General features: G+C 57.2%; 24 protein-coding genes. 9 read left to right on the top strand and 15 right to left on the bottom strand.

The window, feature by feature from the left end:
• Positions 1–14: 14 nt before the first annotated feature.
• Positions 15–482: an NADH-quinone oxidoreductase subunit B family protein gene (locus KP707_RS11635; protein ID WP_211503366.1), complete on the top strand. Its 468-nt coding sequence runs from the start codon at positions 15–17 to the stop codon at positions 480–482.
• A gap of 171 nt (positions 483–653) precedes the next feature.
• Positions 654–1,589: an ROK family protein gene (locus KP707_RS11630; protein ID WP_046901260.1), complete on the top strand. Its 936-nt coding sequence runs from the start codon at positions 654–656 to the stop codon at positions 1,587–1,589.
• An 85-nt stretch (positions 1,590–1,674) separates the two neighbouring features.
• Here the strand turns inward: KP707_RS11630 and KP707_RS11625 are convergent, their stop codons facing one another.
• From KP707_RS11625 to KP707_RS11615, 3 genes are all read right to left on the bottom strand, one after another.
• The gene (locus KP707_RS11625) at positions 1,675–2,556 is read right to left on the bottom strand and encodes a phosphatidylcholine/phosphatidylserine synthase (RefSeq protein ID WP_211498455.1); all 882 of its coding nucleotides are present in this window, start codon (positions 2,554–2,556) and stop codon (positions 1,675–1,677) included.
• 14 nt (positions 2,557–2,570) lie between these two features.
• Complete coding sequence (locus KP707_RS11620; RefSeq protein ID WP_211503327.1) at positions 2,571–3,248, bottom strand: phosphatidylserine decarboxylase; 678 nt, start codon at positions 3,246–3,248, stop codon at positions 2,571–2,573.
• Positions 3,249–3,309: 61 nt separating this feature from the next.
• Positions 3,310–4,026, bottom strand: coding sequence for a methyltransferase domain-containing protein (locus tag KP707_RS11615; protein WP_211503328.1), 717 nt, complete (start codon positions 4,024–4,026; stop codon positions 3,310–3,312).
• Positions 4,027–4,066: 40 nt separating this feature from the next.
• On the opposite strand from KP707_RS11615, the gene gloB reads away from it, so the two are divergent.
• Positions 4,067–4,783 carry a hydroxyacylglutathione hydrolase gene (gene gloB, locus KP707_RS11610; RefSeq protein WP_211503329.1) on the top strand — a complete coding sequence of 239 codons (717 nt, stop codon included), beginning with the start codon at positions 4,067–4,069 and terminating at the stop codon, positions 4,781–4,783.
• A 54-nt stretch (positions 4,784–4,837) separates the two neighbouring features.
• On the opposite strand, the gene KP707_RS11605 is transcribed toward gloB, so the two are convergent.
• The 8 genes from KP707_RS11605 to KP707_RS11570 all read right to left on the bottom strand — a co-directional run bounded on the left by KP707_RS11605 (position 4,838) and on the right by KP707_RS11570 (position 11,964).
• Positions 4,838–4,993, bottom strand: a complete 156-nt coding sequence (locus KP707_RS11605; RefSeq protein WP_086633006.1) for a DUF2474 domain-containing protein — start codon at positions 4,991–4,993, stop codon at positions 4,838–4,840.
• Between the two features lie 19 nt (positions 4,994–5,012).
• A complete protein-coding gene (gene cydB / locus KP707_RS11600; protein WP_046901265.1) occupies positions 5,013–6,038 on the bottom strand; it encodes a cytochrome d ubiquinol oxidase subunit II in 1,026 nt (341 codons plus the stop codon).
• Positions 6,039–6,044: 6 nt separating this feature from the next.
• On the bottom strand, positions 6,045–7,469 hold the full coding sequence (locus KP707_RS11595) for a cytochrome ubiquinol oxidase subunit I (protein WP_046901266.1): 1,425 nt from the start codon (positions 7,467–7,469) through the stop codon (positions 6,045–6,047).
• 210 nt (positions 7,470–7,679) lie between these two features.
• The gene (locus KP707_RS11590) at positions 7,680–8,756 is read right to left on the bottom strand and encodes a DUF2125 domain-containing protein (RefSeq protein WP_211503330.1); all 1,077 of its coding nucleotides are present in this window, start codon (positions 8,754–8,756) and stop codon (positions 7,680–7,682) included.
• A 250-nt stretch (positions 8,757–9,006) separates the two neighbouring features.
• Complete coding sequence (locus KP707_RS11585; RefSeq protein ID WP_211503331.1) at positions 9,007–9,756, bottom strand: 1-acyl-sn-glycerol-3-phosphate acyltransferase; 750 nt, start codon at positions 9,754–9,756, stop codon at positions 9,007–9,009.
• A 44-nt stretch (positions 9,757–9,800) separates the two neighbouring features.
• Positions 9,801–10,442, bottom strand: a complete 642-nt coding sequence (locus KP707_RS11580) for a YdcF family protein (protein WP_373321833.1) — start codon at positions 10,440–10,442, stop codon at positions 9,801–9,803.
• Positions 10,391–11,290, bottom strand: a complete 900-nt coding sequence (locus KP707_RS11575; protein WP_211503332.1) for an FtsX-like permease family protein — start codon at positions 11,288–11,290, stop codon at positions 10,391–10,393. Before KP707_RS11575 ends, KP707_RS11580 begins: the two co-directional genes overlap by 52 nt.
• Positions 11,287–11,964 carry a cell division ATP-binding protein FtsE gene (locus KP707_RS11570; protein WP_046901269.1) on the bottom strand — a complete coding sequence of 226 codons (678 nt, stop codon included), beginning with the start codon at positions 11,962–11,964 and terminating at the stop codon, positions 11,287–11,289. The genes KP707_RS11575 and KP707_RS11570 overlap by 4 nt, the downstream gene beginning before the upstream one ends.
• A gap of 122 nt (positions 11,965–12,086) precedes the next feature.
• Here KP707_RS11570 and KP707_RS11565 point away from each other — a divergent pair, with 122 nt between their 5' ends.
• Positions 12,087–12,554, top strand: coding sequence for a zinc-ribbon domain-containing protein (locus tag KP707_RS11565; RefSeq protein WP_211503333.1), 468 nt, complete (start codon positions 12,087–12,089; stop codon positions 12,552–12,554).
• 9 nt (positions 12,555–12,563) lie between these two features.
• On the opposite strand, the gene KP707_RS11560 is transcribed toward KP707_RS11565, so the two are convergent.
• Positions 12,564–12,974, bottom strand: a complete 411-nt coding sequence (locus tag KP707_RS11560) for a hypothetical protein (RefSeq protein WP_211503334.1) — start codon at positions 12,972–12,974, stop codon at positions 12,564–12,566.
• Positions 12,975–13,091: 117 nt separating this feature from the next.
• Here KP707_RS11560 and KP707_RS11555 point away from each other — a divergent pair, with 117 nt between their 5' ends.
• Genes KP707_RS11555 through KP707_RS11535 form a run of 5 tightly spaced genes read left to right on the top strand, consistent with a single transcriptional unit; the run spans position 13,092 to position 19,214 of the window.
• Entirely contained in the window at positions 13,092–14,912 is a 1,821-nt protein-coding gene (locus KP707_RS11555) for an ATP-binding protein (RefSeq protein WP_211506847.1), read from the top strand.
• The gene (locus tag KP707_RS11550) at positions 14,909–16,813 is read left to right on the top strand and encodes a response regulator (protein WP_215751683.1); all 1,905 of its coding nucleotides are present in this window, start codon (positions 14,909–14,911) and stop codon (positions 16,811–16,813) included. The genes KP707_RS11555 and KP707_RS11550 overlap by 4 nt, the downstream gene beginning before the upstream one ends.
• A gap of 55 nt (positions 16,814–16,868) precedes the next feature.
• On the top strand, positions 16,869–17,447 hold the full coding sequence (hslV, locus tag KP707_RS11545) for an ATP-dependent protease subunit HslV (protein WP_211503336.1): 579 nt from the start codon (positions 16,869–16,871) through the stop codon (positions 17,445–17,447).
• A 1-nt stretch (position 17,448) separates the two neighbouring features.
• The gene (hslU, locus tag KP707_RS11540) at positions 17,449–18,765 is read left to right on the top strand and encodes an ATP-dependent protease ATPase subunit HslU (RefSeq protein WP_046901275.1); all 1,317 of its coding nucleotides are present in this window, start codon (positions 17,449–17,451) and stop codon (positions 18,763–18,765) included.
• A gap of 14 nt (positions 18,766–18,779) precedes the next feature.
• On the top strand, positions 18,780–19,214 hold the full coding sequence (locus KP707_RS11535) for a SufE family protein (RefSeq protein WP_064274985.1): 435 nt from the start codon (positions 18,780–18,782) through the stop codon (positions 19,212–19,214).
• Between the two features lie 63 nt (positions 19,215–19,277).
• On the opposite strand, the gene KP707_RS11530 is transcribed toward KP707_RS11535, so the two are convergent.
• The 3 genes from KP707_RS11530 to KP707_RS11520 all read right to left on the bottom strand — a co-directional run bounded on the left by KP707_RS11530 (position 19,278) and on the right by KP707_RS11520 (position 22,788).
• Positions 19,278–19,487 carry a hypothetical protein gene (locus KP707_RS11530; protein WP_064274984.1) on the bottom strand — a complete coding sequence of 70 codons (210 nt, stop codon included), beginning with the start codon at positions 19,485–19,487 and terminating at the stop codon, positions 19,278–19,280.
• Positions 19,488–19,572: 85 nt separating this feature from the next.
• Entirely contained in the window at positions 19,573–20,229 is a 657-nt protein-coding gene (locus KP707_RS11525; RefSeq protein WP_083956504.1) for an energy transducer TonB, read from the bottom strand.
• Between the two features lie 132 nt (positions 20,230–20,361).
• The gene (locus KP707_RS11520; protein WP_211503337.1) at positions 20,362–22,788 is read right to left on the bottom strand and encodes a glucose/quinate/shikimate family membrane-bound PQQ-dependent dehydrogenase; all 2,427 of its coding nucleotides are present in this window, start codon (positions 22,786–22,788) and stop codon (positions 20,362–20,364) included.
• Between the last annotated feature and the right edge of the window lie 248 nt (positions 22,789–23,036).

Raw genomic sequence — 23,036 nt, 5'->3', positions numbered from 1 at the left:
CAGCGTTTCAGACTATGGGCCCACTCAGTGTGTTGCACGCTTTCCTGAATGTCTCGCGGTGGAGAGTATCTGCTGACAAAGGCACGTCTGTCCGTCCCGATACGATCAATTTGTACGTATTGGAGACCGGGGGATGTGAAGGCTGCGCCATGGAAGTGGAGAGTTTATGCGGCAGTACTTTCGCTCTTGAGCAATATGGCTTCGCACGCGTTACCGATCCGGCAGATGCAGACTGGCTGTTGGTTACGGGGCCGATGGGCAGGGCTTGTGTTCAGATGCTTGAGCGGGTCTGGAACGCGATGCCGGCTGGAAAAAGTCTGGTGGCTGTAGGCGCCTGCGCTGTTGATGGCGGGATGTTCGGGCCGAATTATGCCACTTTGGGAGGCTTGAAGGCGCTCACGCCGGTCCGTCGGGCTATTCCAGGATGTCCGCCGTCTCCCCAGGACATTCTTGTGGGTCTTCAGCGTCTCGCTGAGAGATGAATGGCGGAGTTTGACCAGCACTCGATCCTACAAAAACAGAAACATTGATTTTTTGTGATCGGATGACTTGCCGACAGAGGCTTTCACGTTCAATCAGACGAGCGCATACAGTGCGTTAATCTGTTTTCAGGCTCTCTTTTCAGACGGCCGCCAAACAACACAGGGCATGAGATGGCTGACTATCGCCTTGGTATTGATCTCGGTGGAACCAAGATCGAGATCGCAGTTCTTAATCGTCAGGGCGATCTTGTCCTGCGTGAGCGAATTCCTAATCCAGGTGTTTATCCGGAAGCGGTTCTAGCGATCCGTGATCTCGTGACGAGCGTGGACCACCGTCTGGGCGCTGTTCCCAGCCACCGCGTGTCTGCCGGTCAGAGCACGTCCACGCTGGGTATTGGCATTCCAGGATCGATTTCTCCGGAGACGGGGCTGATCAAGAACGCCAACGCGACCTGGCTGAACGATCAGCCTTTCGGCATGGATCTGGAATCGGCTCTGTCCCGCCCTGTTCGCACAGAGAACGATGCAAACTGCTTTGCGTTGTCTGAAGCGGCCGATGGTGCAGCTAAAGGTGCACAGACTGTTTTTGGCATTATTGTCGGAACGGGCATGGGCGCTGGCATTGTCAATAACGGCCGTGTGCTTGAGGGCCGCCACCATATTGCTGGTGAATGGGGACATCTGCCACTTCCTTGGCCGCTCCCTGAAGATGGTGAGCCGCGTCCTTGCTTCTGTGGAAACAAGGGCTGCATGGAGCGCTATCTTTCCGGTCCCGCTTTGGCTGCTGACTGGAAGGGGCCTGGTAACCGCAACACGGCTGGTATCGAAGATGCTGCTGCAAACGGCGATCAGGCTGCCATCCGCGCATTGAACCTCTACATGGAGCGGTTTGCGCGCGCCTGTTCCCTCGCGATCAACTTCCTTGATCCGGACGTGATTGTTCTCGGAGGCGGGATTTCCAATCTGGCGTCTCTGTATGAGCGTGTTCCGCCGCTTCTGAGCAAGCACGTCATCACGCCGGTCTGCACAACGCCAATCGTTAAGAACCTGCATGGTGACAGCTCTGGCGTTCGTGGCGCAGCATGGCTGTGGGATGTGACCGAGTAAGTATTTTCCACATGGCTGGAAGACTGCTTCCAGCCATGTGGAGACATAAAAAAAGCCGCCGGTCATTCCGGCGGCTTTTTTTTGTTCAGATTGCTTCTTCTTCAACCGTCTCGGACATGTCTTCAGCGGCCCGTTTCAGCCGGTGATAAGACCGGCGAGAAAAGGGCAGTATTGCGACATAGAAAAGTCCGGCTGCGGCTAGTGCGCCCCACGGGTCTGCAACGAGAACGGCCGCATAAAGGCCCGTTCCCAGCATAAGCGGCAGAACATAGCGGGCCGGAACCTTGAAATTCTTGAAAGACCAGACCGGCAGCGTCGAGACCAGCAGCAGACCTGTCAGGATCAGGCAGACTGCCGAGACGATGGGTGCACGGGCGAAAGCCGCAAGGCCTTCGGCATGCATCCTGTCTGCCTCAAGGCCCAAGAATACGGGGAACAGAACGATACCTGCGCCAGCAGGGGCTGGAACGCCGGTAAAGAAGTTGGCGGAGTAATCCGGCTTGTCATCATCATCCAGGCTTGCGTTAAAGCGTGCCAGACGAAGGGCCATGCAGACCGTGAACATGATGCAAGGGACGAAGGCATAGCGCCCGGCATCTTCAAGGCACCAGATCAGCAGCACGAATGACGGTGCCACACCGAAGCATACAAAATCTGACAGACTGTCGAATTCGGCGCCAAAACGCGTTGTGCCGCGCAGAAGGCGGGCAATCCGGCCGTCCAGTCCATCAATGCAGGCTGCGATCAGGAGAGCGACCGCTGCGTGTGCAAACTGGTGTTCCAGCGCAAATCGCATCCCGCTCAACCCGGCACACAGGCCGAGCATTGTCAGGATGTTGGGAATCAGCCGGTTAAAGGACGGTCCCCGCACGCGTGTGCGGGGGGTGCGTCCCATGCGGCGCAGTCGGCGACGAATGCGGCGGCGTCTGGCAGGACGGTTGGGTTCAGCCGTCTCGAGAATGGTCATTGGCGCGTTCTGGCTCAGAGCTTCGCCAGGACGGTTTCGCCCCCGATCATGGTCTGGCCTTCAACAACGATCGGCTCAACACCCGGCGGCAGATACACGTCCGTGCGGGAGCCAAAACGGATCAGACCGAAGCGTTCGCCAGCTTCCAGATGCTCGCCTTCTTCAACGAAGCAGAGGATGCGGCGGGCAATCAGGCCTGCGATCTGCACGACGCCGATATTGCGGCCGTCCGCAAGGGTCAGGCGGATTTCGTTGCGCTCGTTATGCTCTGAGGCCTTGTCGAGGCTCGCGTTTAAGAACTTGCCTGCATGATAGGCAATCTTCGTGACCTGACCGGCTGCAGGCATCCGGTTGATGTGCACGTCCAGCACGGACAGGAACGTCGAGACGCGCCAGACCGGAGTTGTACCCATTTCAAGTGCTGCCGGCGGAGCAACGAGGGAAACCGACGTTACGCGGCCATCTGCAGACGCCAGTACGAGATCTGATCCCGATGGTGGTGTGCGCTTCGGGTCCCGGAAGAAGTATAGGCAGAAGGCAGAAAATGCGATGCCAGCCTTTCCGAGGAGACGCGTGAACCGCCAGGGCGTCAGGCGGCCGATGATGCCAATGAAGGCACCAGCAGCGAGGAAGGGAGTCGCAGCGCGATGTGGCGGCGACAGGACAAGTTTGAGGGACTGGATCAACGACATGGAACGCACTCTTACGGCACAGGAAGCTAGGGTCAAGAATTCGCCACAAAGAAGGCGTTTTTCAGGCAGGTTCTGCAACCCGTCTGGGGACGGTCACACGCGCTTTTTCGTCCATCAGGGGAAGGCCTGCATAGACGTTCTTGCGAGCCACCACGATATGGACGCCCGCGCAGGGGTAGCGGATCATTTTTCCAACGCGCTCTGGAAGTGTGCCTGAAAGGCGCGACAGCAGAGCAGGGGGCGTCATGAGGGCGCCAGTATGGTGTTCGATTTGGAACAGTCCCTGCTCCAGCAACCGCGTCAACTGTCTGGTGCTGAAGGGGACGCCGTGACCAAAAGGTGTTGCATCCGTATGGGCCCAGTAGCCGGAGCGGTTTGGTACGACGAGAATCAGGTAGCCGTCATCCGTCATGACTTTCCAGGCGGCGCGAAGAAAATCTGCTGCTGAGCGGGTAAACTCCAGTCCATGAACGACCAGCACCGTATCCATTGACAGGTCATCGAAAGGCAGGCGCCCGCTCTCAATCAGGCAGTCCTGAACGATGTGGTGAAATGGGCGCTGGGTCTGGGGATGCTGCAAACGTGCAGAAATTGCGCACCCGGCTGTGGCAGGAAGATAGGGGCCGGGGTACCCTATCCCGAGAAGTCGACGCGCCCGGAGGTCCGGCAGGAGGCTGTTCAATCTTCGGTTGAGGAGACTGGCTGTGCGTTGGCCTGCCCAGCTTTGATAGAAAGCGGCAGCATCTTCGGAACGGGTGCGTGTCAGGCGCGTCAGCATGGAAGTATCTAACCAGCAAGCTCAGTTCAGGGGAACTGTCATGTCACTTGATATTCAGTCCATTCCGGTTTTGTCAGACAATTATGTCTGGCTTTTGAAAGCAGAAGACGGGACGCGGGCTGTCGTGGACCCAGGCGAAGCTGGCCCAGTCATGGACGTGTTGGGAGAAGGGCGTCTCGATCTGATTCTTCTGACGCATCACCACGCGGATCACACGGGAGGGGTGGAAGCCCTTCGCGATCGATATGGCGCGAAAGTGTTCGGCCCATCCCAGAAGCAGGAATGGCTCCCCAAGCTGGATCGTGGCCTTGAAGATGGTGACAGCTTTTGTATCGGATCCACCAAAGTGGATGTTCTTCTAACGCCGGGACACGCTGTCGGGCATCTTTCCTATGTCGTGCCTGAAGTGCCTGCGTTGTTCTGTGGTGATGTGCTGTTCAGTGTCGGATGTGGGCGCCTGCTGGAGGGGACAGCAGAAGAACTGTATCGGAGTCTCCATCGTTATGATGCACTGCCCGATAACACGCTGGTTTGTGCCGGACATGAGTACACCCGCTCGAACGTCGCGTTCGCATTGCATGTCGATCCAGACAATCAGGCTCTGAAAGCACGGGCAGCGGAAGTGGAAACGCTTCTGGAAGCGGGGAGACCAACATTGCCAGTCTCTCTGGGAACGGAGCGGGCTACGAATCCATTTCTGCGAGCGTCCGATGTGTCGCATTTTGCGGACTTGCGTCGGCAGAAAGATACCTTCTGAGGGCATAAAAAACCCCGCCTTTCAGGGGCGGGGTTTTTCTTTGGGAGGCCTCGGTTAGTGATGGCCGCCGAAGATGATCCTCTTGAGGAGTTCAGCGCCCACGCCAACGACGAGGACACCGCTGAGCCAGAAGAGTACGAACCATCCCACCCGTTTCATCCAGGCGACGGTGCCAGTTTTCTGGTTGGGCTTTCCGTACTCGATTCTCATGGCGCGAACTCCCTGAAGGTCAGTGGTAGTGATGCTCGTTCGTCACTTTTCCACGGAACACATAGTAGGAATAAATCGTGTAGCCGAGGATGACTGGCAGCAGGAACATCGCACCGAACAGGACGAACGCCTGACTGCTTGGTGGCGAAGAGGCCTGCCAGATCGTGATGGTCGGCGGCACGATATACGGCCACACGTTGATCCCGAGACCGGAGAAGCACAGGAAGAACAGACCCAGTGTCGAGATGAACGGCAGCAGGTGGGACTTGCGGTTGCGCAGGCCCAGGAACAGCGCGCCAGCGACAGCTACGACAGCGACGGGAACCGGCAGGACCAGAGCAAGCTGTGGCCATTCCAGCCAATGCTGCATGTAGGTCGTGTGAAGCTGTGGCGTCCAGACGGATACAGCGACGATCGTCAGCAGCATCAGGCCAGCAAGGCCGTAGGAAACACGACGCATCGTATCCTGAAGTTCGCCTTCACAGCGCCAGATGAGCCACGTGGAGCCCAGAAGCGCATAGCCGATTGTGACGGCTGCACCACAGAACAGTGCAAATGGCGTCAGCCAGTCCAGCGAGGTTCCGACGAACACGTTGTTCTGGACAGGAATGCCCTGCACCAGCGTCCCGAGGATCACACCCTGCATGAATGCTGCAACGATGGAGCCACCGCAGAAGGATGCATCCCAGAACAGCTGTGAACCGGGAGACTTCATCTTGAAGCGGAACTCGAAAGAGACACCGCGCAGGATGAGAGCCAGCAGCATGAACAGGATGGGCAGGTACAGCGCGGGAAGAATCGTGCCGTAAGCAACCGGGAAGACGCCGTAGAGTGCGGCGCCGCCGAAGATCATCCAGGTTTCGTTGCCGTCCCAGACAGGAGCGACCGTGTTGACCATGACGTTGCGGTGATCGTGATCCCGTTCTTTGAGGAACAGGACGCCGATGCCCAAGTCAAAGCCGTCAAGGATGACGTAGAGGAAGATGGCTGAGGCCGCGAGAACGGCCCAGACCACGGGAAGCCAGAAAGCGGCGGATTCGGTCATGATCGCTTACTCCGCCAGACCAGCATTGTGGGGGTGATGTGAGACCTGCGTGGTACCAGCGGACATCTGCGGCTCGTGCTCGGACGGACCTTCCTCACCAGAGTGAGGCTCTTCTGCGAAGCTGCGCAGGAGAATGGTGATGCCACCTGCGAAGACCACAAAGTACACAATCACGAAGGCAACCATCGACGTCGCCATGCTCGGCAGAGCGATCTGGGAGACACTGTCGGAGGTCTTCAGGAGGCCATAAACCGTGTACGGCTGACGGCCGACCTCAGTCGTGATCCAGCCACACAGCAGGGCGATAAAGCCTGCCGGGGACATCCACAGAGCGACACGATGGAGCATCGCGTTGCTGTAAAGGCTGCCCTTCCAGCGCAGGAAGAGAGACCACAGACCAACCAGAACCATGAGCGAGCCAAGCGCGATCATGATGCGGAAGGAGAAGAACAGCAGCGGCGAATACGGGCGCAGATCCTTCGGGTAGTCCTTAAGGCCTGGCACTTTGCCATCGAGGCTGTGTGTCAGGATTAGGGAGCCGAGGAGCGGAATCTGGACCTTGTAGTGCGTCGTTTCGTTTTCCATGTCCGGAATACCGAATAGGATTTCCGGCGCACGGCCTTCGGAGTCCCAGTCGCCTTCCATCGCGGCGATCTTGGCAGGCTGGTATTCCAGCGTGTTCAGACCCTGCGTGTCACCCGCCAGAAACTGGACCGGAGCAACGATCGCGGCCATCCACATGGCCATGGAGAACATCAGGCGGACCTGTTCGGACGCCTGACGACCTTCACGACGGGCCTTCAGCAGGTGCCAGCCAGCGACGCCAGCCACGATGAACGCGACGGACAGGAACGCTGCCAGTCCCATGTGCACGAGGCGGAACGGGAAGGACGGGTTGAAGATGATCTGCCACCAGTTACCCGGCAGGAAGCGACCTGTCGCTTCATCGATGATGTAGCCCTGCGGCGTCTGCATCCAGGAATTGGAGGCGAGAATCCACGTCATGGAGATCAGCGTGCCGATCGAGACCATGCAAGTGGCGCCAAAGTGCAGGCCTTTGCCCACGCGGTTCAGGCCAAACATCATGACGCCAAGGAAGCCGGCTTCGAGGAAGAAGGCCGTCATCACTTCGTAGGCCAGCATTGGGCCGAGGATGGGGCCAGCCTTCTGCGAGAACTGGGACCAGTTGGTCCCGAACTCGTAGGACATGACCAGACCGGAAACCACGCCCATCGCGAATACGACGGAGAAGATTTTCAGCCAGTATTTGAAGAGATCCAGATAGGCGCTGCGTCCCGTCTTGAGCCAGAGGCCCTCAAGAACGGCGAGATAGGCAGCAAGCCCGATCGAGAATGCCGGGAATACGATGTGAAACCCGACTGTAAACGCGAACTGAAATCGCGCGAGAAATAAAGCCGACAGGCCAAACATTGCGATGGTGCCTTCTGCTTGGGAGGCGGACCGCAGAACCGGTCCGCATGGACCCGTCAGCTACGCTCGCACCCTAGAAGTCAGGAATGAGCTGAGATCATGCGCACCGCACTGCACACATGACCCGGATCTGAATCTTGAAAGCCGCAGCACGGGAATAGTTTTCTTTCCGCGCCATGGTTTTGACAAAAATCAAAACATTCCCTGCGTCTACTCGCGCAAATGTGACGCGTCAATTTTTTGTGTGGAGATTGTTTGCAAAAGTTGTTCGAGAGCAGGTGCAGCATGACCGTTCACGACGGAAACTTCTGCGACAACAGGATGACTTTCTGCCAGTCCGGATGAGGGTGTTGCGTGCAAAATATGCTCAAGAAAGACGCGCGTGTCTGGAGCAAGCGAGGCCTGAAGGCGCGGAATATTCAGGATTTTTTCGGCGGCATCATGCCAGTTTAGAAGCGTCAGGGTGAGGTGGCCGTTGAGCGCTGGGTATGTCAGTTCACCGGAAAAGGAAAGATGTGCAGAAGTCGCTTCCGACCCCATCGAAAATGATGCTGTCTGCACAAGTAGGCGCTCATAGCCTTCAGGACTAAAAAGCGGGCTTTCAGGATGTGTGCTGGACGTTGTGAGAGCTACCACGAGATGAGCGTTGTGCAGTGGATACTTGGCAACGTTCAAAAATGATGTGCCGACAGTGGAAGACAACACATCCAGTCCGAGGCGCGTGGCTCCTGCTGGGGCCTGGGGTTGGATGAGGATGCGTCCAGAAAGGAGGGACAGCGCGACTGTCTGATCCACAAGGTCCATTGCGACGGCGACTTGAGCAGAAGGAGCATGGAACATCACGGTTCCGTCCTCTGAGATGTGCAGTCTCAAAGCTTCTGTGAGAATGGTTGCTCTGGCCGAAGAAGTGATAATGCGCGCAGCCTGACGACCAGAAAGGGAGACGGTGAGGCTGTTTCTGAGGAGCTCCGTCCATGGTCCGCCAAGCCTGAAAGTTTCACCTGCCCAACCCGCTTCGAATGGTTGGGCAGGAAAATTTTTATGGCTGAACTGGGGTTTTTGGATGTCGATCCATGCTCCGAAAGGCCAGCCTCCACGACGAACTTCTCCAGTTTCTACAGACCATCCCGTAGCTTTCAGGTTCGCGACTTCGTTTTCAATTTGTGCCTGCATTCTGGTGGTGACGTGATGCCACAGGGCGGTATCTGCAGCTGCCACAACTGTAATGAAACAGAAGATGACAAGCGTGATTTTCAGGTAACGGGCAGTATTGGAAACTGGGTTCACTGGGCCTGTCTTTGTGTAACTGGATAAAGAGGCTGGTTCGATGGGCGGTATTTTATCCCCAAAACAGCATTTCGCGTGCAGTCATTGTTTGACAGCCGAGTCTATGGAAGGCGATCTGGGTACATTGAAGTCAGGGAATAGCTGAAAACCGCAGAAAAACAGGGTTTTTTAGCTATGTATGGAAACCGTCGGGTTTCTTGAAATTCGCCCGAAGCCTCTGGCCTCAAAACTCCTTCTGTTCCGGCGGTTGTTAAACCCTCTGAAGCTCCACAGAGTTATCCACAGTATTGCGCGGTAATTCATGGGTTGCGCACAGTTCATCCCATGCTTCGTTCAGCGCGGTCGTGAAGCCGTTGCGTCCCTCTGTGGAGGGGAGTGGCGCACCGATGACGACCTTCAAAACACCAGGTTTTTTCCGCCAGGGAGATCGGTCCCAGAAGAGGCCGGAATTGGTGGCGACCGGCACGACAGGAACATTAGCCTGTCGGGCTAATGCAATAATGCCCGGTTGGATGGGGTGGCGTTCTCCGGGGAGGGTGCGTGTGCCTTCAGGAAAGATAATAATCTGTCTGTCAGATGCGTGAGCGCGTGCGCTGTCTTTCATCATGGTCCGCAGGGCTTTAGATCCAGCGCTTCGTTCCACAGGGATCATGCCGCTCAGAACAAGCATGGGGCCGACAAGGGGAATTTTAGTCAGTTCCGCTTTGATGATGTAGGTCGGTAGGAGGACCAGATTCATCCAGACGAAGCCATCGAAGAAGGACTGATGCTGGGATGCAATGAGGCTTGGGCCTGCAGGAATATTATCCCGACCATGAACTTCGATTTTCACGGAGCAAAGCTGTGCAAATCCGAACAGCACCGCTCTGGACCAGAGTTTGGCGTAGGAGAGTGCCAGATCCTGTCGCTTCATGAGGCGGATCGGGATTGCACCGAGGCCCATGATGACTGTGAGGATCAGGAAATAAAGATTGAACAGCAGGCCGCGAAGAATGCTCATAATTTTGTCTGCTCACCAGAAAAGCTGCGGTTACACAAGAGGCCTTAGTGAGGCGTAAGGCCGATCTTGCCGTCTGGCAGGCCCGTCAGGTTACTAAGCTCTGCACCCAGAAGTTTGAAATATTCCCGGATGAGTAAGTGCAGGGTCTGGCGGGACAGGGGCGCTTCCAGAGCCGGCGGGAGAACCGGATAAGGCACGAGTTCCAGATCTGGGGCAGTTCGGCTGAGCTCTATAATGGCGCGGCGAATGTGGTAGCCAGCGGTAACGACCAGCAGGCTGTGCATCTTGTGATCTCTGGCCCACGTCGTGGTCTCATAAGCATTACCAATCGTGCTAACGGCACGGCGACCCAGAGTGACACGGCTGGCCAGATCGCTGGAAAGCGTCTGGTTCTGAAGGCGCACCAGTTGATCGAGTGTAACATGGGGCCCGACGCCAGAAATCAGTAAAAGCTGGCCATATCCGCCCTTGAGAAGGGTGAGGGAGGTTTCGATACGGGATTGGCCACCTGTGAGGGTGACGATGCCATCGCAGACAGTGGCAACATGCGGTGGCTGTCGGGAATCGTGGATGAACCAGACGAAGCCAGCCGACCAGAGCACGGCAATAAGAAACAGCGAGGAAAGAAAGGCCTTCACGGCAATCGACGAAGCCACACGAGCACAACGCCCTGAGCTGTGATCCATCCCAGAAGAGCCGCAATGACGGGCAGGGCACCGAGCTCTTTCAGGAGGCTGAGAGGTAAAATGCGGAGTGTTGTCCACCAGCCATCCAGTGTTGTTGGAAATGTGCTTGGGACGGTGGCCTGATGCGTGAAGGGGGCGAGGGTTGTGGCAAGGGAGGTTGTCAGTGGCGTGAGGAGGACGAGGCCAGCCACGCCGCCCATAAAGCTGAGGAGTGCAGCCCGACCGGCAATATGGCTGGAAATTGTAAAGTCCCCGGCGCCAAGGGAATGCACGATTTCCACAGCCCGTTTCTGGGCAGCGACAGAGCGGCGGACAGTGATGCCAATGGATAAAACGGCAATCGCTGCGATCAGGATAACGGCAAGCCAGGCGCATCCGACGAGGCTTGTGCCCAAATGTTCAAGCCTCTGGCCCCACTGCATGTCTTCCTGAACAATGGCTTCGGGTAGCGTCTCATGAACAGTGGAGCTTAGGTTAGCGTCAGGCGTGTGGGCGACGATGAGGACGGTGGGCAGTGAGAGGCCCGGCAAGCCTTTCCGTGAATCCGTAGGCTGGCCAAGCCAGGGCGCCAGTAGATCCTGCACTTTGTCTGTGGAAAGCTTTTGCAGGTTGGTAACGCCCGGCAAGGCTTTGAGAGCGCGAATGAGTGCGTCCGTGCGATCTGAGGCGTTTGGAATGTCTGTCGGGATTTCGATCGTTGCAGCACTTCGGGCCGCCTGCGCCCAGCCAGCTGCAAGCGCTTGAACACCGGTCAAACCGGCAAGGGCCAAGCCTGCCAGCAGGGTCATGAGAGCAACAAGCAGTGGGAGGCTGCCTGAGCGCAGACCGGGAGAGACGCGGCGGCTCACGCTATCGCCTCATTTGCGTGCGGGTCGAGTGTGCCATCACGGAGCATAATGGATGGGGCAGGAGCATCGCGCACGAGACCTTCGTTATGCGTCGCGACAATCACGGTTGTTCCCAGATCAATCAGTTCCTGGAACGTTGCAAGAAGGCGTCTGGCCTGAGAATCCTCAAGAGCGTTTGTTGGTTCATCGGCGAGAAGGATGTCGGGTCGTCCGATCAGGGCGCGTGCAATAGCAACACGCTGCTGTTCGCCCCCGGAAAGAGTGGTTGGCCGGGAATGGGCGTGCGGGGAGACATCCAGCCAGTCCAGGACGGCAAAAACCTCCTGTCGAATATCGCGTTCGGAGCGCCCGCGCAGACGCAACGGGAGGGCGACGTTGTCAAAAACATTCCACTCCCCGATCAGGCGGTAATCCTGTGGGACGAACCCGATACGTCTTCTCAGGTTCCGTAGAGTGCTTCGGCTGGCGCCCGTGACTGGGGTGTTGAGAATATCCATTTGGCCTGAGGCGGGTTTTGCCCCGAGTGTCAGAAGCTTGAGAAGGCTGGATTTACCTGCGCCTGATGGCCCGAGAAGCCAGCGGAATTCTCCCTGAGGGATTGTCAGGGTCATGCCGTGCAGAACAGGCTGCCCAACGCCAGCAGGTTTCAGGGAGACATCGCGCAGGCGGATCATATGAAAACGATCAAAGGTGTTGCAGGCGTATTAACCATTTATTAACGACAACCTCGTCATATGGGCAACCCAGTTGAGGTCAGACCGAGGCCGGTACGGTCTGATTTTTGAAGGATACCGTGATGCGTGTTGAATGTCCCCACTGTCATGCTGTTTTTGAAGTGCCTGATGCACTTTTGGAGCAGGCGCGGCGGCTGCGTTGCGCGAACTGTGGGGATAGCTGGTCTTTACAGGAAGCTCAGGAGCCGGAGCTTGCGCAAATTCCGTCTCATGACTTGTCATCGCTCAAGGCTGAGACTGAAGAGCCTCCAGGCCCTGAAACATCACAGTCTTATCCTGTTGGATTAAGCGCGTCCGAAGCACGGGACGCTGCGAAACATGCGTTTGTTCTACATTCCCGGACAGTAACGCGCGGTCTGGGTAAACCCGAGACTGTCGGGACGAAAATGATCGGAAGTCTTGGGACTTGGAGTGCCGCGTGGGGGCTAAGCCTCGTGGTGGTCGGCGGAGGCGTGGCCGCACTGTGGCACTGGAAGGCTGGAGAGTTGGTGACTTTATGGCCGGGTATCGGCCATGTCCTTACTCCCTGAGCCTGGGGTTTACATGTTGCGAGCAGCCAGCGCGGACAGGGTCGCTCCGATTGCGGCAAGTCCCATCAGGACAAAGCCGTCGAACATAAGGGAGCCTGGGGTTAGCAGGTGACTGCCGATTTGAAGATGGGTCGGCAGGGTGCCCGCCACATGGTTCATGATGTCTTTCGCCTGCGGGTCCGCGCTTGCAGCACTCGTCGTAATGGCGTTCACGATGTGCGGAAGGATGTACCAGCCGAGACCAAGAATCAGGAGAAGCGGAGCGAGAAGCTCTGCGACCTGCTGGGCGAAGTAGAAGGCGAAATAGCAGATGGACCAAATGCCCGTCCGGATCAGCGCGCCGGTTGAAAGAGGGCCGCTTTCCCCGCTGCGGGAGTTGAGCAGGCGATCCGTCAGGTTGCGCGAGGGCTGAATGTCCATGAGATACGGCTTCCACTGATCCGGTAACGGGAGTTATCTTCGCCCCTTAGAAATCGGACGAACATCAGCTTCGGACTAGCTGCAAGAGGCCGTTAATGCAAACATTCCGTCATTCTCATGCTGCCTTCTGATCTTAAAGCTCCGCTCGGAGCCACAGAGACCGCACGTGTTCTGCTCGTGGAGCCGGATGATGCTCATGCCCAGCGGATCTGGCGTGTTCTTCTAAAGGAAGGCTTCACAGTGACCTGTCTCGGCAGCGGTGAAGCTGCTTTGGGAACGGTTGAGGATCTGATGCCTGACCTTGTGGTCGTGTGCTCTGAGCTGCCCGGCATGACGGGTGGGCAGTTGGCGCGGCGTTTGCGGCTGGATGCCCTGACACGCACCATCCCGATCCTGATGCTGACGGAAGATGCTTTTCCCGGTGGTGAGCGAGAGGGGCTGGAAAGTGGGGCAGATGCCTATATTTCCAAATCCGCTCATCCTGACCTGCTGGTGTTGCGGATGCGGGCTTTGCTTCGGGAAGGACCGGAGCTTCTTCAGGTGGATGAAGCCTCTCGCTTTCGCCGGGCCAGAATTGTCATCGTCAATTCTCCCCGTGAAGAGGAGGAAGACGAAGAGATTACCGAGGATGCACCCGAGACAACGTTAGGTGAGCTGCTCTGGCGTGATGGGCATACGGTCACGTCCATCGAGCGTTCAGACGATCTGATTGATGGTGGATGGTTGCGCGGCGCAGACGGCCCGGACTGCCTGGTGCTGGAACTGGGGAGCGGGGATGAAGATCTCAAGTTCTGCCGCCTTCTGGATGCGCGGCGTCAGGCTGTTCTGGAAGCTGGTGGAATTCCGTTCCGAACGCTTGGCATTGTGGAGGCCTCACGCTTCCGGAGGCAATCTTCCGGTGAATTCTTCGAGGCCGGCATTGACGATCTGGTTCCCAGCGACATTGCCATCGAAGCCCTCGCCATGCGGATCAGGACGCTGGCGCAGAGACGCATGGCGCAGGATGAGTTCCGACAGCAGGAAATTGAGCGCCAGCAGAATGCGCTTACTTTGGAAGCGGCAAGAGCGAAGGCCGAAATGGCTGAAGCTCTGGCGCAGGCCAATATGGAATTGGCGCGAACAAACGAACAGTTGATTCAGGCGCAGTCGAAACTCGTGCAGACTGCCAAGATGGCTTCGTTGGGTGAGCTGGTGGCGGGTATCGCTCATGAGATTAACAATCCGCTAGCCTTCACAATTGCTCATGCCGATACAGTGGAGCGGACGTTGAAACGCCTTCAGACGCTGGGGAGCCCAGACGATGGGGCGCCACTCATGCAGAAGGGGATTTCACGTCTGGAATCCATGAAGCTGGGGTTGCAGCGGATTCAGAATCTCGTTTTGAGTCTCCGGCGATTTTCCCGGCTGGATGAAAGTTCATTCCAGACAGTCGATGTTCCTAGTGCGCTTGAGACAGCATTGGCGTTGCTGGGACATAAGCTTGGTCCGGACATTAGAATTGAAAAAGATTTGCAGGCTCCGGCGCATTTGGTCTGTCAGCCTGCGTTTCTGAATCAGGTGGTTATGAACATTATTTCCAATGCGGCCGATGCATTGGCGGATATCTCGCCTGAGGGCGGCCCTGTGCAGGGGCGTATTGTGATCAAGTCCCGTCTTGAAAATGGCCGGTATGACATGACGATCAGCGATGACGGTCCGGGTTTGCCGATGGAACTGAGAAACAGGGTGTTTGATCCGTTCTTCACAACCAAGCCGGTTGGAACAGGCACGGGGTTGGGGCTTGCGATCGCTTATAGTGTGATGGAAGCCCATGATGGCATTATCGAAATTACGGATGCCCATTTGCCGGATGGCCGCGGAATAGGGGCGTGTTTCCGGCTCAGCCTTCCCGTCACAATGACGGAAGATGGACCGGTGGCAACGGGGCGTTCCGTATGAGTGTGTGGAGCGTGAAGGGGCCAGTACGTCCCTGTATTTTGCTGGTGGATGACGAGGAAGAAATTCTCGTTGCCCTAGAAGATCTGCTGGAAGACCAGTACGAAATTCTTGCAACGACGGATCCCCTGCGAGCTCTGGAGCTTTTGCGGGCGCATCCTGATGTCGCCACCATTATCTCCGATCAGCGGATGCCTGGACTGACGGGGGATCAGCTTTTGATGCGGGCCCGAGAGTTTTCGGATGCGCGCAGTATTCTGCTGACGGGCTATGCGGATCTGGATGCTGTGGTGTCTGCCCTGAACCTTGGACAGGTGCAGGCTTACGTGCACAAACCCTGGGATTCGGACGCGCTTCGGTCTTTGGTTGGGGAAGTGACGCAGCATTGTATTGCCCAGCGGGCGTTGCAGACGGAACAGGCTCTGTTGCGGGGTCTGATGGATGCCCTTCCGATGGGGCTTGTTTTTTCGGATGCTCAGGGGCGCTGTATTCGCAGCAACGTACGCGATGAGGCTGCACAGGATCTGAACGACGAACTGATGCATTTCCCGGAAGTGCTGCGTGCTGATGTTCAGCAAATGCGCGACAATGTTCGTAGCACGGGGCAGGAAGAGCGGCTGGTTGCTGAAGTTCTGCCAGATCATGACGGAGGAACCGTTCAGCGCTGGCATGAATTGAGCCGCCTTTCTTTGGCCTGGCCACAGGGAGTTCCGACGGAAGACCGCTGGCAGGTCAGCATGGACCGGGACGTTACGCAGCGAGTACTGATGGAAAGCCGTCTGCGGCAGGCGGACAAGCTTCAGTCCCTGGGCACATTAGCTGGGGGAATTGCCCACGATTTCAACAATCTTCTCGCTGCCATTTCCGGTTCCTTGGAATTGCTGGAAGATATGGTGGACCTGGATGAGACATCCGGTGCTCTGGTGAAGAACGCCATGGAATCTGCGCAGCGTGGTGCTGTGCTGACACGGCGGTTGCTTCAGTTTGGACGTCCACGTGAGGCACGCCTGGCACCTGTGGCGTTGCAGGATCTTCTGCCGGGGCTTGAAGCGCTTCTGGTTCAAAGTCTCAAGCGCCGAAGTGGCGAAAGAAGTGTGGCCTGCAAGCTGTCGCTTGAGGATATGCCTGCTGACTTCCCCGCTGTCTGGTCAGATCAGGATCAGCTCGAAATGGCGCTTCTGAATCTCTGTGTGAATGCTCGGGATGCCATGACGCAGGGTGGGACAGTGTCGGTGTCGGCCCGTGTAGTGGGGCAGAAATTCAAAACGCTGCCTCCGGAATGCTGTCTGGATCGTGCGGTTGCGATTGATGTGGTTGATGAGGGTGAGGGCATGTCACCCGAGGTGACGAAGCGGATTTTCGATCCATTCTTCACCACCAAGGACGTCGGGCGTGGAACAGGGCTGGGCCTTTCCAGTGTGTATGGGTTCCTGAGCCGCAGCTATGGCGAGATCGTTGTGGACAGCACGCCTGGCAAGGGGACGTGCATGACATTGCTGCTTCCTGTCGTCCGAAGCGATGTCGTGGCAGATCGGGTGGCGGACGATGAGAAACCTCATTCGCTGAAGGTACTGGTCGTCGATGATGAGGCGCCGGTTCGTATGGTGACGGAGGGTTTCCTTCGCCATGACGGGCATAATGTAGCCGCTGCGTCGTCTCTGGCGGAAGCTCTGACCCTGACAGACGAACATGGTCCATTCGATCTGGCTGTGATTGATATGCGCATGCCTGATCATGATGGCCCAACATGCGCAGCCATTCTGATGGACAAAATGCCTGAGCTGAAAGTGCTGTTTATCAGTGGGCACACAGATGCGCAGTCTGAAAATGCGCCGTTGCCCAAGCCCTTTACACAAAAAGGTCTTCAGGATGCGATCAAGCGGTTGATGCAGGGGGCAATATAACCTGACGGGAGTGGTCCTCTTGTCAGGCGCTATATCCGCACCATCTTTTTGAGTGATGTCTTACCAAATCACTCCCCACGATCCGGTCGGCTGGCATGGCACGACCATTCTTTGTGTCCGTCGCGATGGCCGGGTGGCCATGGCGGGGGACGGCCAGGTCTCCCTCGGGCAAACCGTTGTCAAGGGTAATGCTCGCAAGGTTCGGCGAATTGGACCTCATAGCAATATCCTAGCGGGTTTTGCTGGTGCCACGGCTGACGCCTTTACCCTGCTGGAGCGCCTTGAAGCGAAACTGGAGAGGTATCCAGGGCAGCTTGAGCGGGCCTGCGTCGAACTGGCGAAAGACTGGCGCACGGACCGCTATCTGCGGCGTCTGGAAGCCATGATGCTGGTGGCTGACGCAGACCGCTCTTTCACCCTGACCGGAAATGGCGATGTGCTGGAGCCGGAAGACGGCATTGTGGCCATCGGCTCCGGCGGGAATTACGCACTGTCTGCAGCGCGGGCATTGATGACGGTGGACGGCCTGAGCGCCGAGGAAATCGCACGTCGGTCCATGAAAATTGCCGGTGATATCTGCGTTTACACGAACTATTCCGTGACGCTGGAAACATTAGGCGGGGAGGCCTCCTGAGATGTCTGTTCCAAATTTTGCCCCCCACGAAATCGTATCCGAGCTTGATCGCTTTATTGTTGGCCAGTCCGACGCAAAACGTGCGGTTGCCATCGCGATGCGTAATCGCTGGCGCCGGTCCCAGCTTCCTGACGGTTTGAAGGATGAGGTTGTTCCCAAAAACATTCTCATGATCGGCCCCACGGGTTGCGGCAAGACAGAGATCGCCCGTCGACTGGCCAAGCTGGCGCAGTCTCCGTTCCTGAAAGTGGAAGCGACCAAGTTTACGGAAGTTGGCTACGTTGGGCGGGACGTGGACAGTATTGTCCGGGATCTTGTTGAGGTGTCTCTAACCATGCTGCGGGATGGGCGTCGTAAAGACGTGCAGGAGAAAGCTGAAGCCGCGGCTGAAACCCGGCTCGTTGATGCGCTGGTTGGCGAAGGAGCGACAGCCGACACCAAGGTAAAGTTTCGCCAGATGCTGCGAGATGGTGCTTTGGAAGACAAGGAAATTGAAATCCAGATTGCTCCTGATCCACAGCGCGGTAAGGAGAGCGGCGATATTCCAGGGCTCCAGCCAGGGCAGGTCATCAGTTTCAACGATATGATGAAGGGGTTCATGAACCGGATGCCTTCACGCAAGAAACTGAAGGTTTCGGTGGCCCGTGAGCAGTTAATCCGTGAGGAGGCTGACAAACTTCTGGATGACGAAGCCCTGACGCGTGAGGCGATTGAGCACACCCAGAACCATGGCATCGTGTTTCTGGATGAAATCGACAAGGTCTGCGCGACATCTGAACATGGAACGCGCAGCGGAGATGTCTCTCGTGAAGGCGTGCAGCGTGACCTTCTTCCACTGATTGAGGGGACGACCGTCAGCACGAAGTATGGATCGGTGAAGACGGATCATATCCTGTTTATCGCGTCCGGAGCTTTTCACATTGCCAAGCCTTCAGACCTTCTGCCGGAATTGCAGGGGCGTCTGCCTATTCGTGTGGAGTTGGCTGGCCTGAGCAGGGACGATCTGAAGCGTATTCTGCTGGAGCCTGAGCATTCGCTTCTGAAGCAGTATGTGAGTCTGCTGGGTACGGAAGGTGTGACGCTGGAATTCGGTGACGATGCCGTGGATGCTTTGGCGGAACTGGCGGCTGATATTAACGAGCGCGTTGAAAACATTGGGGCCCGCCGCTTGGCAACAGTTCTGGAAAAGCTGCTGGAGGACGTCTCATTTTCTGCATCGGACCGGAAAGGCGAGACCGTGAGGGTGACGGCAGAGGATGTTCGTGACAGGGTGGCGCCGCTTGCCCGCAAGGGTGATTTGAGCCGCTTTATCCTGTGACGGAGACGTTTTTTGTGAGTGATGCCTTTCTTGCCCCTCAGGAAGAGACGGCGACCGCTGCCATCGAGGAAATTGAAGCCGAACTGGCGATGTTCGACGATTGGATGGAGCGGTATCAGTATATTATTGAAATGGGCCGCAAACTTCCGGCTTTCCCTTCGGACTGGCAGGACGATGTCCACCGTGTTCCGGGGTGTCAAAGCCAGGTCTGGCTCGAAGCGCAAGACCGGGATGGTAAGCTCTTTTTTGCTGGCGCTTCAGATGCGGCCATTGTTCAGGGATTGGTAGCTCTTTTGCTGAGAGTGTACTCAGGACGAAGCCGTGAAGAGATCCTTCAGACGAGGCCGGTCTTTTTGCATGATATGGGACTGGTCAAAGCACTGTCCACGAACCGGGGGAATGGGGTTGAGGCAATGGCTCAGGCCATCCTCAAGCGCGCTGCGGCCTGACGATCTCAGTTTTTCAAAAAAGCCCCTGCCAGCGTCTGCTGACAGGGGCTTTTTTGTTTGAGCTTAGTGAGCAGGCTGAGCAACTTGTGGGGCTGTTACGTCACACTTGGTGAACTTGCCTTTGGCATCCCGGCAGGCCTTTGGCTTCTTGGGGGTTTCACACTTGGTGAATTTGCCTTTGGCGTCCCGGCAAGGCTGAGACTTGGCATGTGCGAACTGGCCGCCGAAAGCGACGGTAGCGAAGGCAAGAAGAGCAAATTTGCGAAGGGTCATGCGTAGCCTCTGTGCAGTTTTTGCCCTGAACCGACAGGGCTTTCGACGCTGATTATGGAATGGACTGGCCTGCAGACACAAGGTTTCAGCGGAACCCGTCATTCCGGTCTTTCGCGTCTGATTCCCAGTTTATGTTGCCATGATAGGGAGCGGAGATGGGCTGCCCGTCTTTCATCGCCGGAAGGTATCTGGCCAGCGTGAAATAGGCGAGCGATGCCCGTCGTAAAATTTCGGGCCCCGGGCTGGCGGTACAGTCATGCGCGATGCCTGCGGTATCAACCTGACAGGTGACGGCTACTCTTCCTGTAATATTCCTGTCGTTCGCAAAGTCTGGATAGTAGGGGCGTGGACTGTGCTCGTGATCCACGACGGGGAGAGTTGCTGCGCCACGAGCCTCGAAGGGAATGGTCTTTTCCCAGCGGCCTTCGATGGGTTTGCTGTCCTGGTATGCTGGAAGAAACTTGGACGAATAGGCATAGGCTTCCGCTGCAAGTGCGAAATCGGGTGCGCTCGCTGAAGTTTCGCAGCTCTGGGGCTGACCGTCTTTTGTGATGACGCAGACAATATGCGCCGTTCCCGAATGCCGCAGTTCAAGTTCAGCCGGTGGATAGACGAGACGCCCGTGATGGCTCGGATCCAGAACCGCCGTTACGGAAGCAGTATCATCGCTGTGGGCTGGAGACGGAGCGACGGCGATGAGGCCAAAGACGGCCAGAGCCATTCCAGATCGAGAAAAATGCATGCTGTCCTTACTTTATGGAATATATTTCATAACGTAACGAGAGCTTAGAAAGCTTTTGCCGGAACTTGAAGACAAAAAAAGGGGCACCCGACGGTACCCCTTTTTCTCGATAACCAATGGCTTACTCAATGATCACTTCTGATCAGCGAGGCTGTAAGCAATTAGGTCGTCGCCCATAACGGTCGGGAAGGAGTTGTGGCCACCAGCATAGGTGACAACGAACTGCTTTCCATTGACCGCATAGGTCATTGGCGTGGCTTGCGCGCCAGCTGGGAGGCGATCCTGCCACAGGGTCTTACCTGTCGTCAGGTCGTAGGCGCGGATGTAGTAGTCCATCGTGCCCGTCAGGAAGCCAACGTTGCCAGCCGTGGAGAGCGGGCCGCCGAGGCTCGGGACGCCGATCTTGATCGGAGGCAGCGGGATGGGCAGAGAACTGCCGTGCATGGAGTCACGGAGCGTACCGTTACGATGCTGCCAGACCACCTTGTTGGTGCGCAGATCGATACCGGCCACATAACCCCAAGGCGGCGTACGGCAAGGCATCTTGATGCCAAGCGGTAGCAGCACAGGGTCCATGAACGGATGCAGGTCAACAGCATAGGGGATGCCGTAGTTCGGCTGCAGACCGGTTTCGCCACCGGAGCCCTTTGCATTCGGTTCCGGCCATAGCGGGTTACCCGGACCACGGGGCACCAGACGGGAAACGAACGGCAGAGAGATCGGGTTGGCAAAGGCCACCTGACGCTGCGGATCGACAGCCAGACCACCCCATTCGAACATGCCGAGGTCGCCCGGGAAGATCAGAGATCCCTGGAGTGACGGCGGCGTGAACGGACCTTCATAGCGAAGCGAGTGGAAGTAGATGCTGCAGAACATCTGATCGAAGATTGTGCCACCCCAGATATCGGAATCGGAGAGGGCTGCCTTCGGACGCAGACTCAGCTGAGACATCGGCTGCGTTGGGCTGGTGTGATCGCCCGGTGCGGCGCCACCAGGAACCGGTGTTTCCGGAGCCGGGACGACTTCCTTGCCCGTACGACGATCAAGAACGAAAATGTCACCAGTCTTCGTCGGAACGTAGATGGACGGAACAATCGTGCCGTCTTTCGACGTGATGTCTACGAGGCTCGGCTGGGACGGGGCGTCCATGTCCCACAGGTCATGGTGAACGGTCTGGTAATACCAGGCCAGCTTACCCGTCTCTGCGTTCAGCGCGACGATACCCGGAGCAAAGCGCTCGGATTCCTTGGTGCGGTAACCGCCCCATTGATCCGGCGTGCCTACGCCCATTGGGATGTAAACGAGGTTCAGGTTCTTGTCGTAGGACGACACGATCCAGGAGTTTGGAGAGTTCGGATGGAAGACCGGATGATCCGGGTCTGGCATTTGGTTCGGGTCAGGGTTGGATGCGTCAAACACCCAGACGCGCTTGCCGGTATAAACGTCAAATGCCTGCGTTGCGCCCGATGCCTGCTTGATTGAGCCGTTATCGGTGATGGCGCTGTTGGCAATGATCAGCTTGTCGGTGATGACCGGCGGAGACGTCGGTTCATACATGCCCGGCGTGGTGTAAGGCTGGTTCGGCAGGCGCAGATCCAGTTCACCATCGTTACCGAAGCCAGAGCACTTCTGCCCGGTTTCAGCATCGACTTCGACAAGGCGGCCGTCATTGACGGGCAGCACGATACGCTTGGCGCAATCGGTTGGAGCCGAATTGCCATCGCTGTCCGTGGCATCCGCCGCTGTCTGGTGGAAGCTCACGCCACGGCACGTCAGATGCTGGAAGCCTGGGTTGATCTGCAGGTGCGGATCGAACGTCCATTTGACGTGACCCGTTGCAGCATCAACGGCCCAGAGCTTCTGGTGCAGCGAGCACAGGTAAAGCGTGTTGTCGAATTCAATCGGTGTGACTTCGTTGGTTGCTTCGCCCGGATCATTCGGTCCCATCAGATCCTTGGTGTGGATGTGCCATGCCACCTTGAGGTTCTGAACGTTGGACGAGTTGATCTGCTTCAGCGGAGACCAGCGATCGCCAGCCTGCGTGCGGCCATAGGCGTGCCACTCGCTGTCTGGAACGTTATCTGCGTCAACCGGTGCTGCGTTGGTCAGCTCTGTTGGCAGATTGCCGCTGATGTCGTGCGGGTCTGTGAAAAGACCGGCAGCAAGCACCAGTACGGCGAGACCGACGGAGCCTGCCAGGGGAAGGACAGATGCGCGTGTGCCGCCGATCTGGCGGGACACGAACGGGATCAGCAGCCAGATGCCAAGAATGATCACGATGTCGGAGCGGGGAACCAGTGCCCAGAGGTCGAGACCGACCACGGAGAGTTCCCATACGACCGTCGCGAACACTACAGCGGCAAAGAGCCAGAGTGCGGCCGGGTTACGGCGCCATGCGAGGAAGGCAGTCGCAAGAAGTGCGATGCCGAGGAGGAGATAATACAGGGGGCCGCCGAGGGAAACGGCCCATGCGCCGCCCACGGTAAGGATCGCGCCGCAAAGCGCGAAGACCGCGGCCGTGATCAGGGCCCAGAGCCCTGGCCGGGATGATGTGCTCATGATGTTCCTAGAGCTGTTATTTGGTGCAGCACTTGACCTTCGGACAAACACATAGAAGCGCGTTAAGAATCAAGATGTCAGATGGTTCATGTTGCTCACGTCACTGTGAGCGAGATCACAGTGACGTGACTTGAACAAAGGGGCGTCTTTTGCTTGCGCGTTAAAGAAAATAAAGTTCTTGGCGGAATCAGTCCGATGGGATAAGGCAGCCGCTCCGTGTACGCGTCCGGGCCATAAGTGGCATGCCC

The sequence above is a fragment of the Gluconobacter sp. P5E10 genome (genome assembly GCF_018812145.1).
In the GTDB taxonomy this organism is placed as follows: Bacteria; Pseudomonadota; Alphaproteobacteria; order Acetobacterales; family Acetobacteraceae; genus Gluconobacter; species Gluconobacter cerinus.
The sequence above is the reverse complement of the archived record's forward strand: the minus strand, read 5'-3'. Positions and strand labels throughout refer to the sequence as shown.

Excerpts from the sequence above, each read along its gene's own strand:
- KP707_RS11530 (WP_064274984.1), bottom strand. The coding sequence starts at position 19,487 with ATGACCCTTCGCAAATTTGCTCTTCTTGCCTTCGCTACCGTCGCTTTC.
- KP707_RS11585 (WP_211503331.1), bottom strand. The coding sequence starts at position 9,756 with ATGAGCATTCTTCGCGGCCTGCTGTTCAATCTTTATTTCCTGATCCTC.
- KP707_RS11550 (WP_215751683.1), top strand. The coding sequence starts at position 14,909 with ATGAGTGTGTGGAGCGTGAAGGGGCCAGTACGTCCCTGTATTTTGCTG.
- KP707_RS11525 (WP_083956504.1), bottom strand. The coding sequence starts at position 20,229 with ATGCATTTTTCTCGATCTGGAATGGCTCTGGCCGTCTTTGGCCTCATC.
- KP707_RS11565 (WP_211503333.1), top strand. The coding sequence starts at position 12,087 with ATGCGTGTTGAATGTCCCCACTGTCATGCTGTTTTTGAAGTGCCTGAT.
- KP707_RS11560 (WP_211503334.1), bottom strand. The coding sequence starts at position 12,974 with ATGGACATTCAGCCCTCGCGCAACCTGACGGATCGCCTGCTCAACTCC.
- gloB (WP_211503329.1), top strand. The coding sequence starts at position 4,067 with ATGTCACTTGATATTCAGTCCATTCCGGTTTTGTCAGACAATTATGTC.
- KP707_RS11520 (WP_211503337.1), bottom strand. The coding sequence starts at position 22,788 with ATGAGCACATCATCCCGGCCAGGGCTCTGGGCCCTGATCACGGCCGCG.
- KP707_RS11595 (WP_046901266.1), bottom strand. The coding sequence starts at position 7,469 with ATGTTTGGCCTGTCGGCTTTATTTCTCGCGCGATTTCAGTTCGCGTTT.
- KP707_RS11625 (WP_211498455.1), bottom strand. The coding sequence starts at position 2,556 with ATGACCATTCTCGAGACGGCTGAACCCAACCGTCCTGCCAGACGCCGC.
- KP707_RS11620 (WP_211503327.1), bottom strand. The coding sequence starts at position 3,248 with ATGTCGTTGATCCAGTCCCTCAAACTTGTCCTGTCGCCGCCACATCGC.
- cydB (WP_046901265.1), bottom strand. The coding sequence starts at position 6,038 with ATGACCGAATCCGCCGCTTTCTGGCTTCCCGTGGTCTGGGCCGTTCTC.
- KP707_RS11630 (WP_046901260.1), top strand. The coding sequence starts at position 654 with ATGGCTGACTATCGCCTTGGTATTGATCTCGGTGGAACCAAGATCGAG.
- KP707_RS11635 (WP_211503366.1), top strand. The coding sequence starts at position 15 with ATGGGCCCACTCAGTGTGTTGCACGCTTTCCTGAATGTCTCGCGGTGG.
- hslU (WP_046901275.1), top strand. The coding sequence starts at position 17,449 with ATGTCTGTTCCAAATTTTGCCCCCCACGAAATCGTATCCGAGCTTGAT.
- KP707_RS11555 (WP_211506847.1), top strand. The coding sequence starts at position 13,092 with ATGCTGCCTTCTGATCTTAAAGCTCCGCTCGGAGCCACAGAGACCGCA.
- KP707_RS11580 (WP_373321833.1), bottom strand. The coding sequence starts at position 10,442 with ATGGATCACAGCTCAGGGCGTTGTGCTCGTGTGGCTTCGTCGATTGCC.
- KP707_RS11615 (WP_211503328.1), bottom strand. The coding sequence starts at position 4,026 with ATGCTGACGCGCCTGACACGCACCCGTTCCGAAGATGCTGCCGCTTTC.
- KP707_RS11605 (WP_086633006.1), bottom strand. The coding sequence starts at position 4,993 with ATGAGAATCGAGTACGGAAAGCCCAACCAGAAAACTGGCACCGTCGCC.
- hslV (WP_211503336.1), top strand. The coding sequence starts at position 16,869 with ATGTCTTACCAAATCACTCCCCACGATCCGGTCGGCTGGCATGGCACG.
- KP707_RS11570 (WP_046901269.1), bottom strand. The coding sequence starts at position 11,964 with ATGATCCGCCTGCGCGATGTCTCCCTGAAACCTGCTGGCGTTGGGCAG.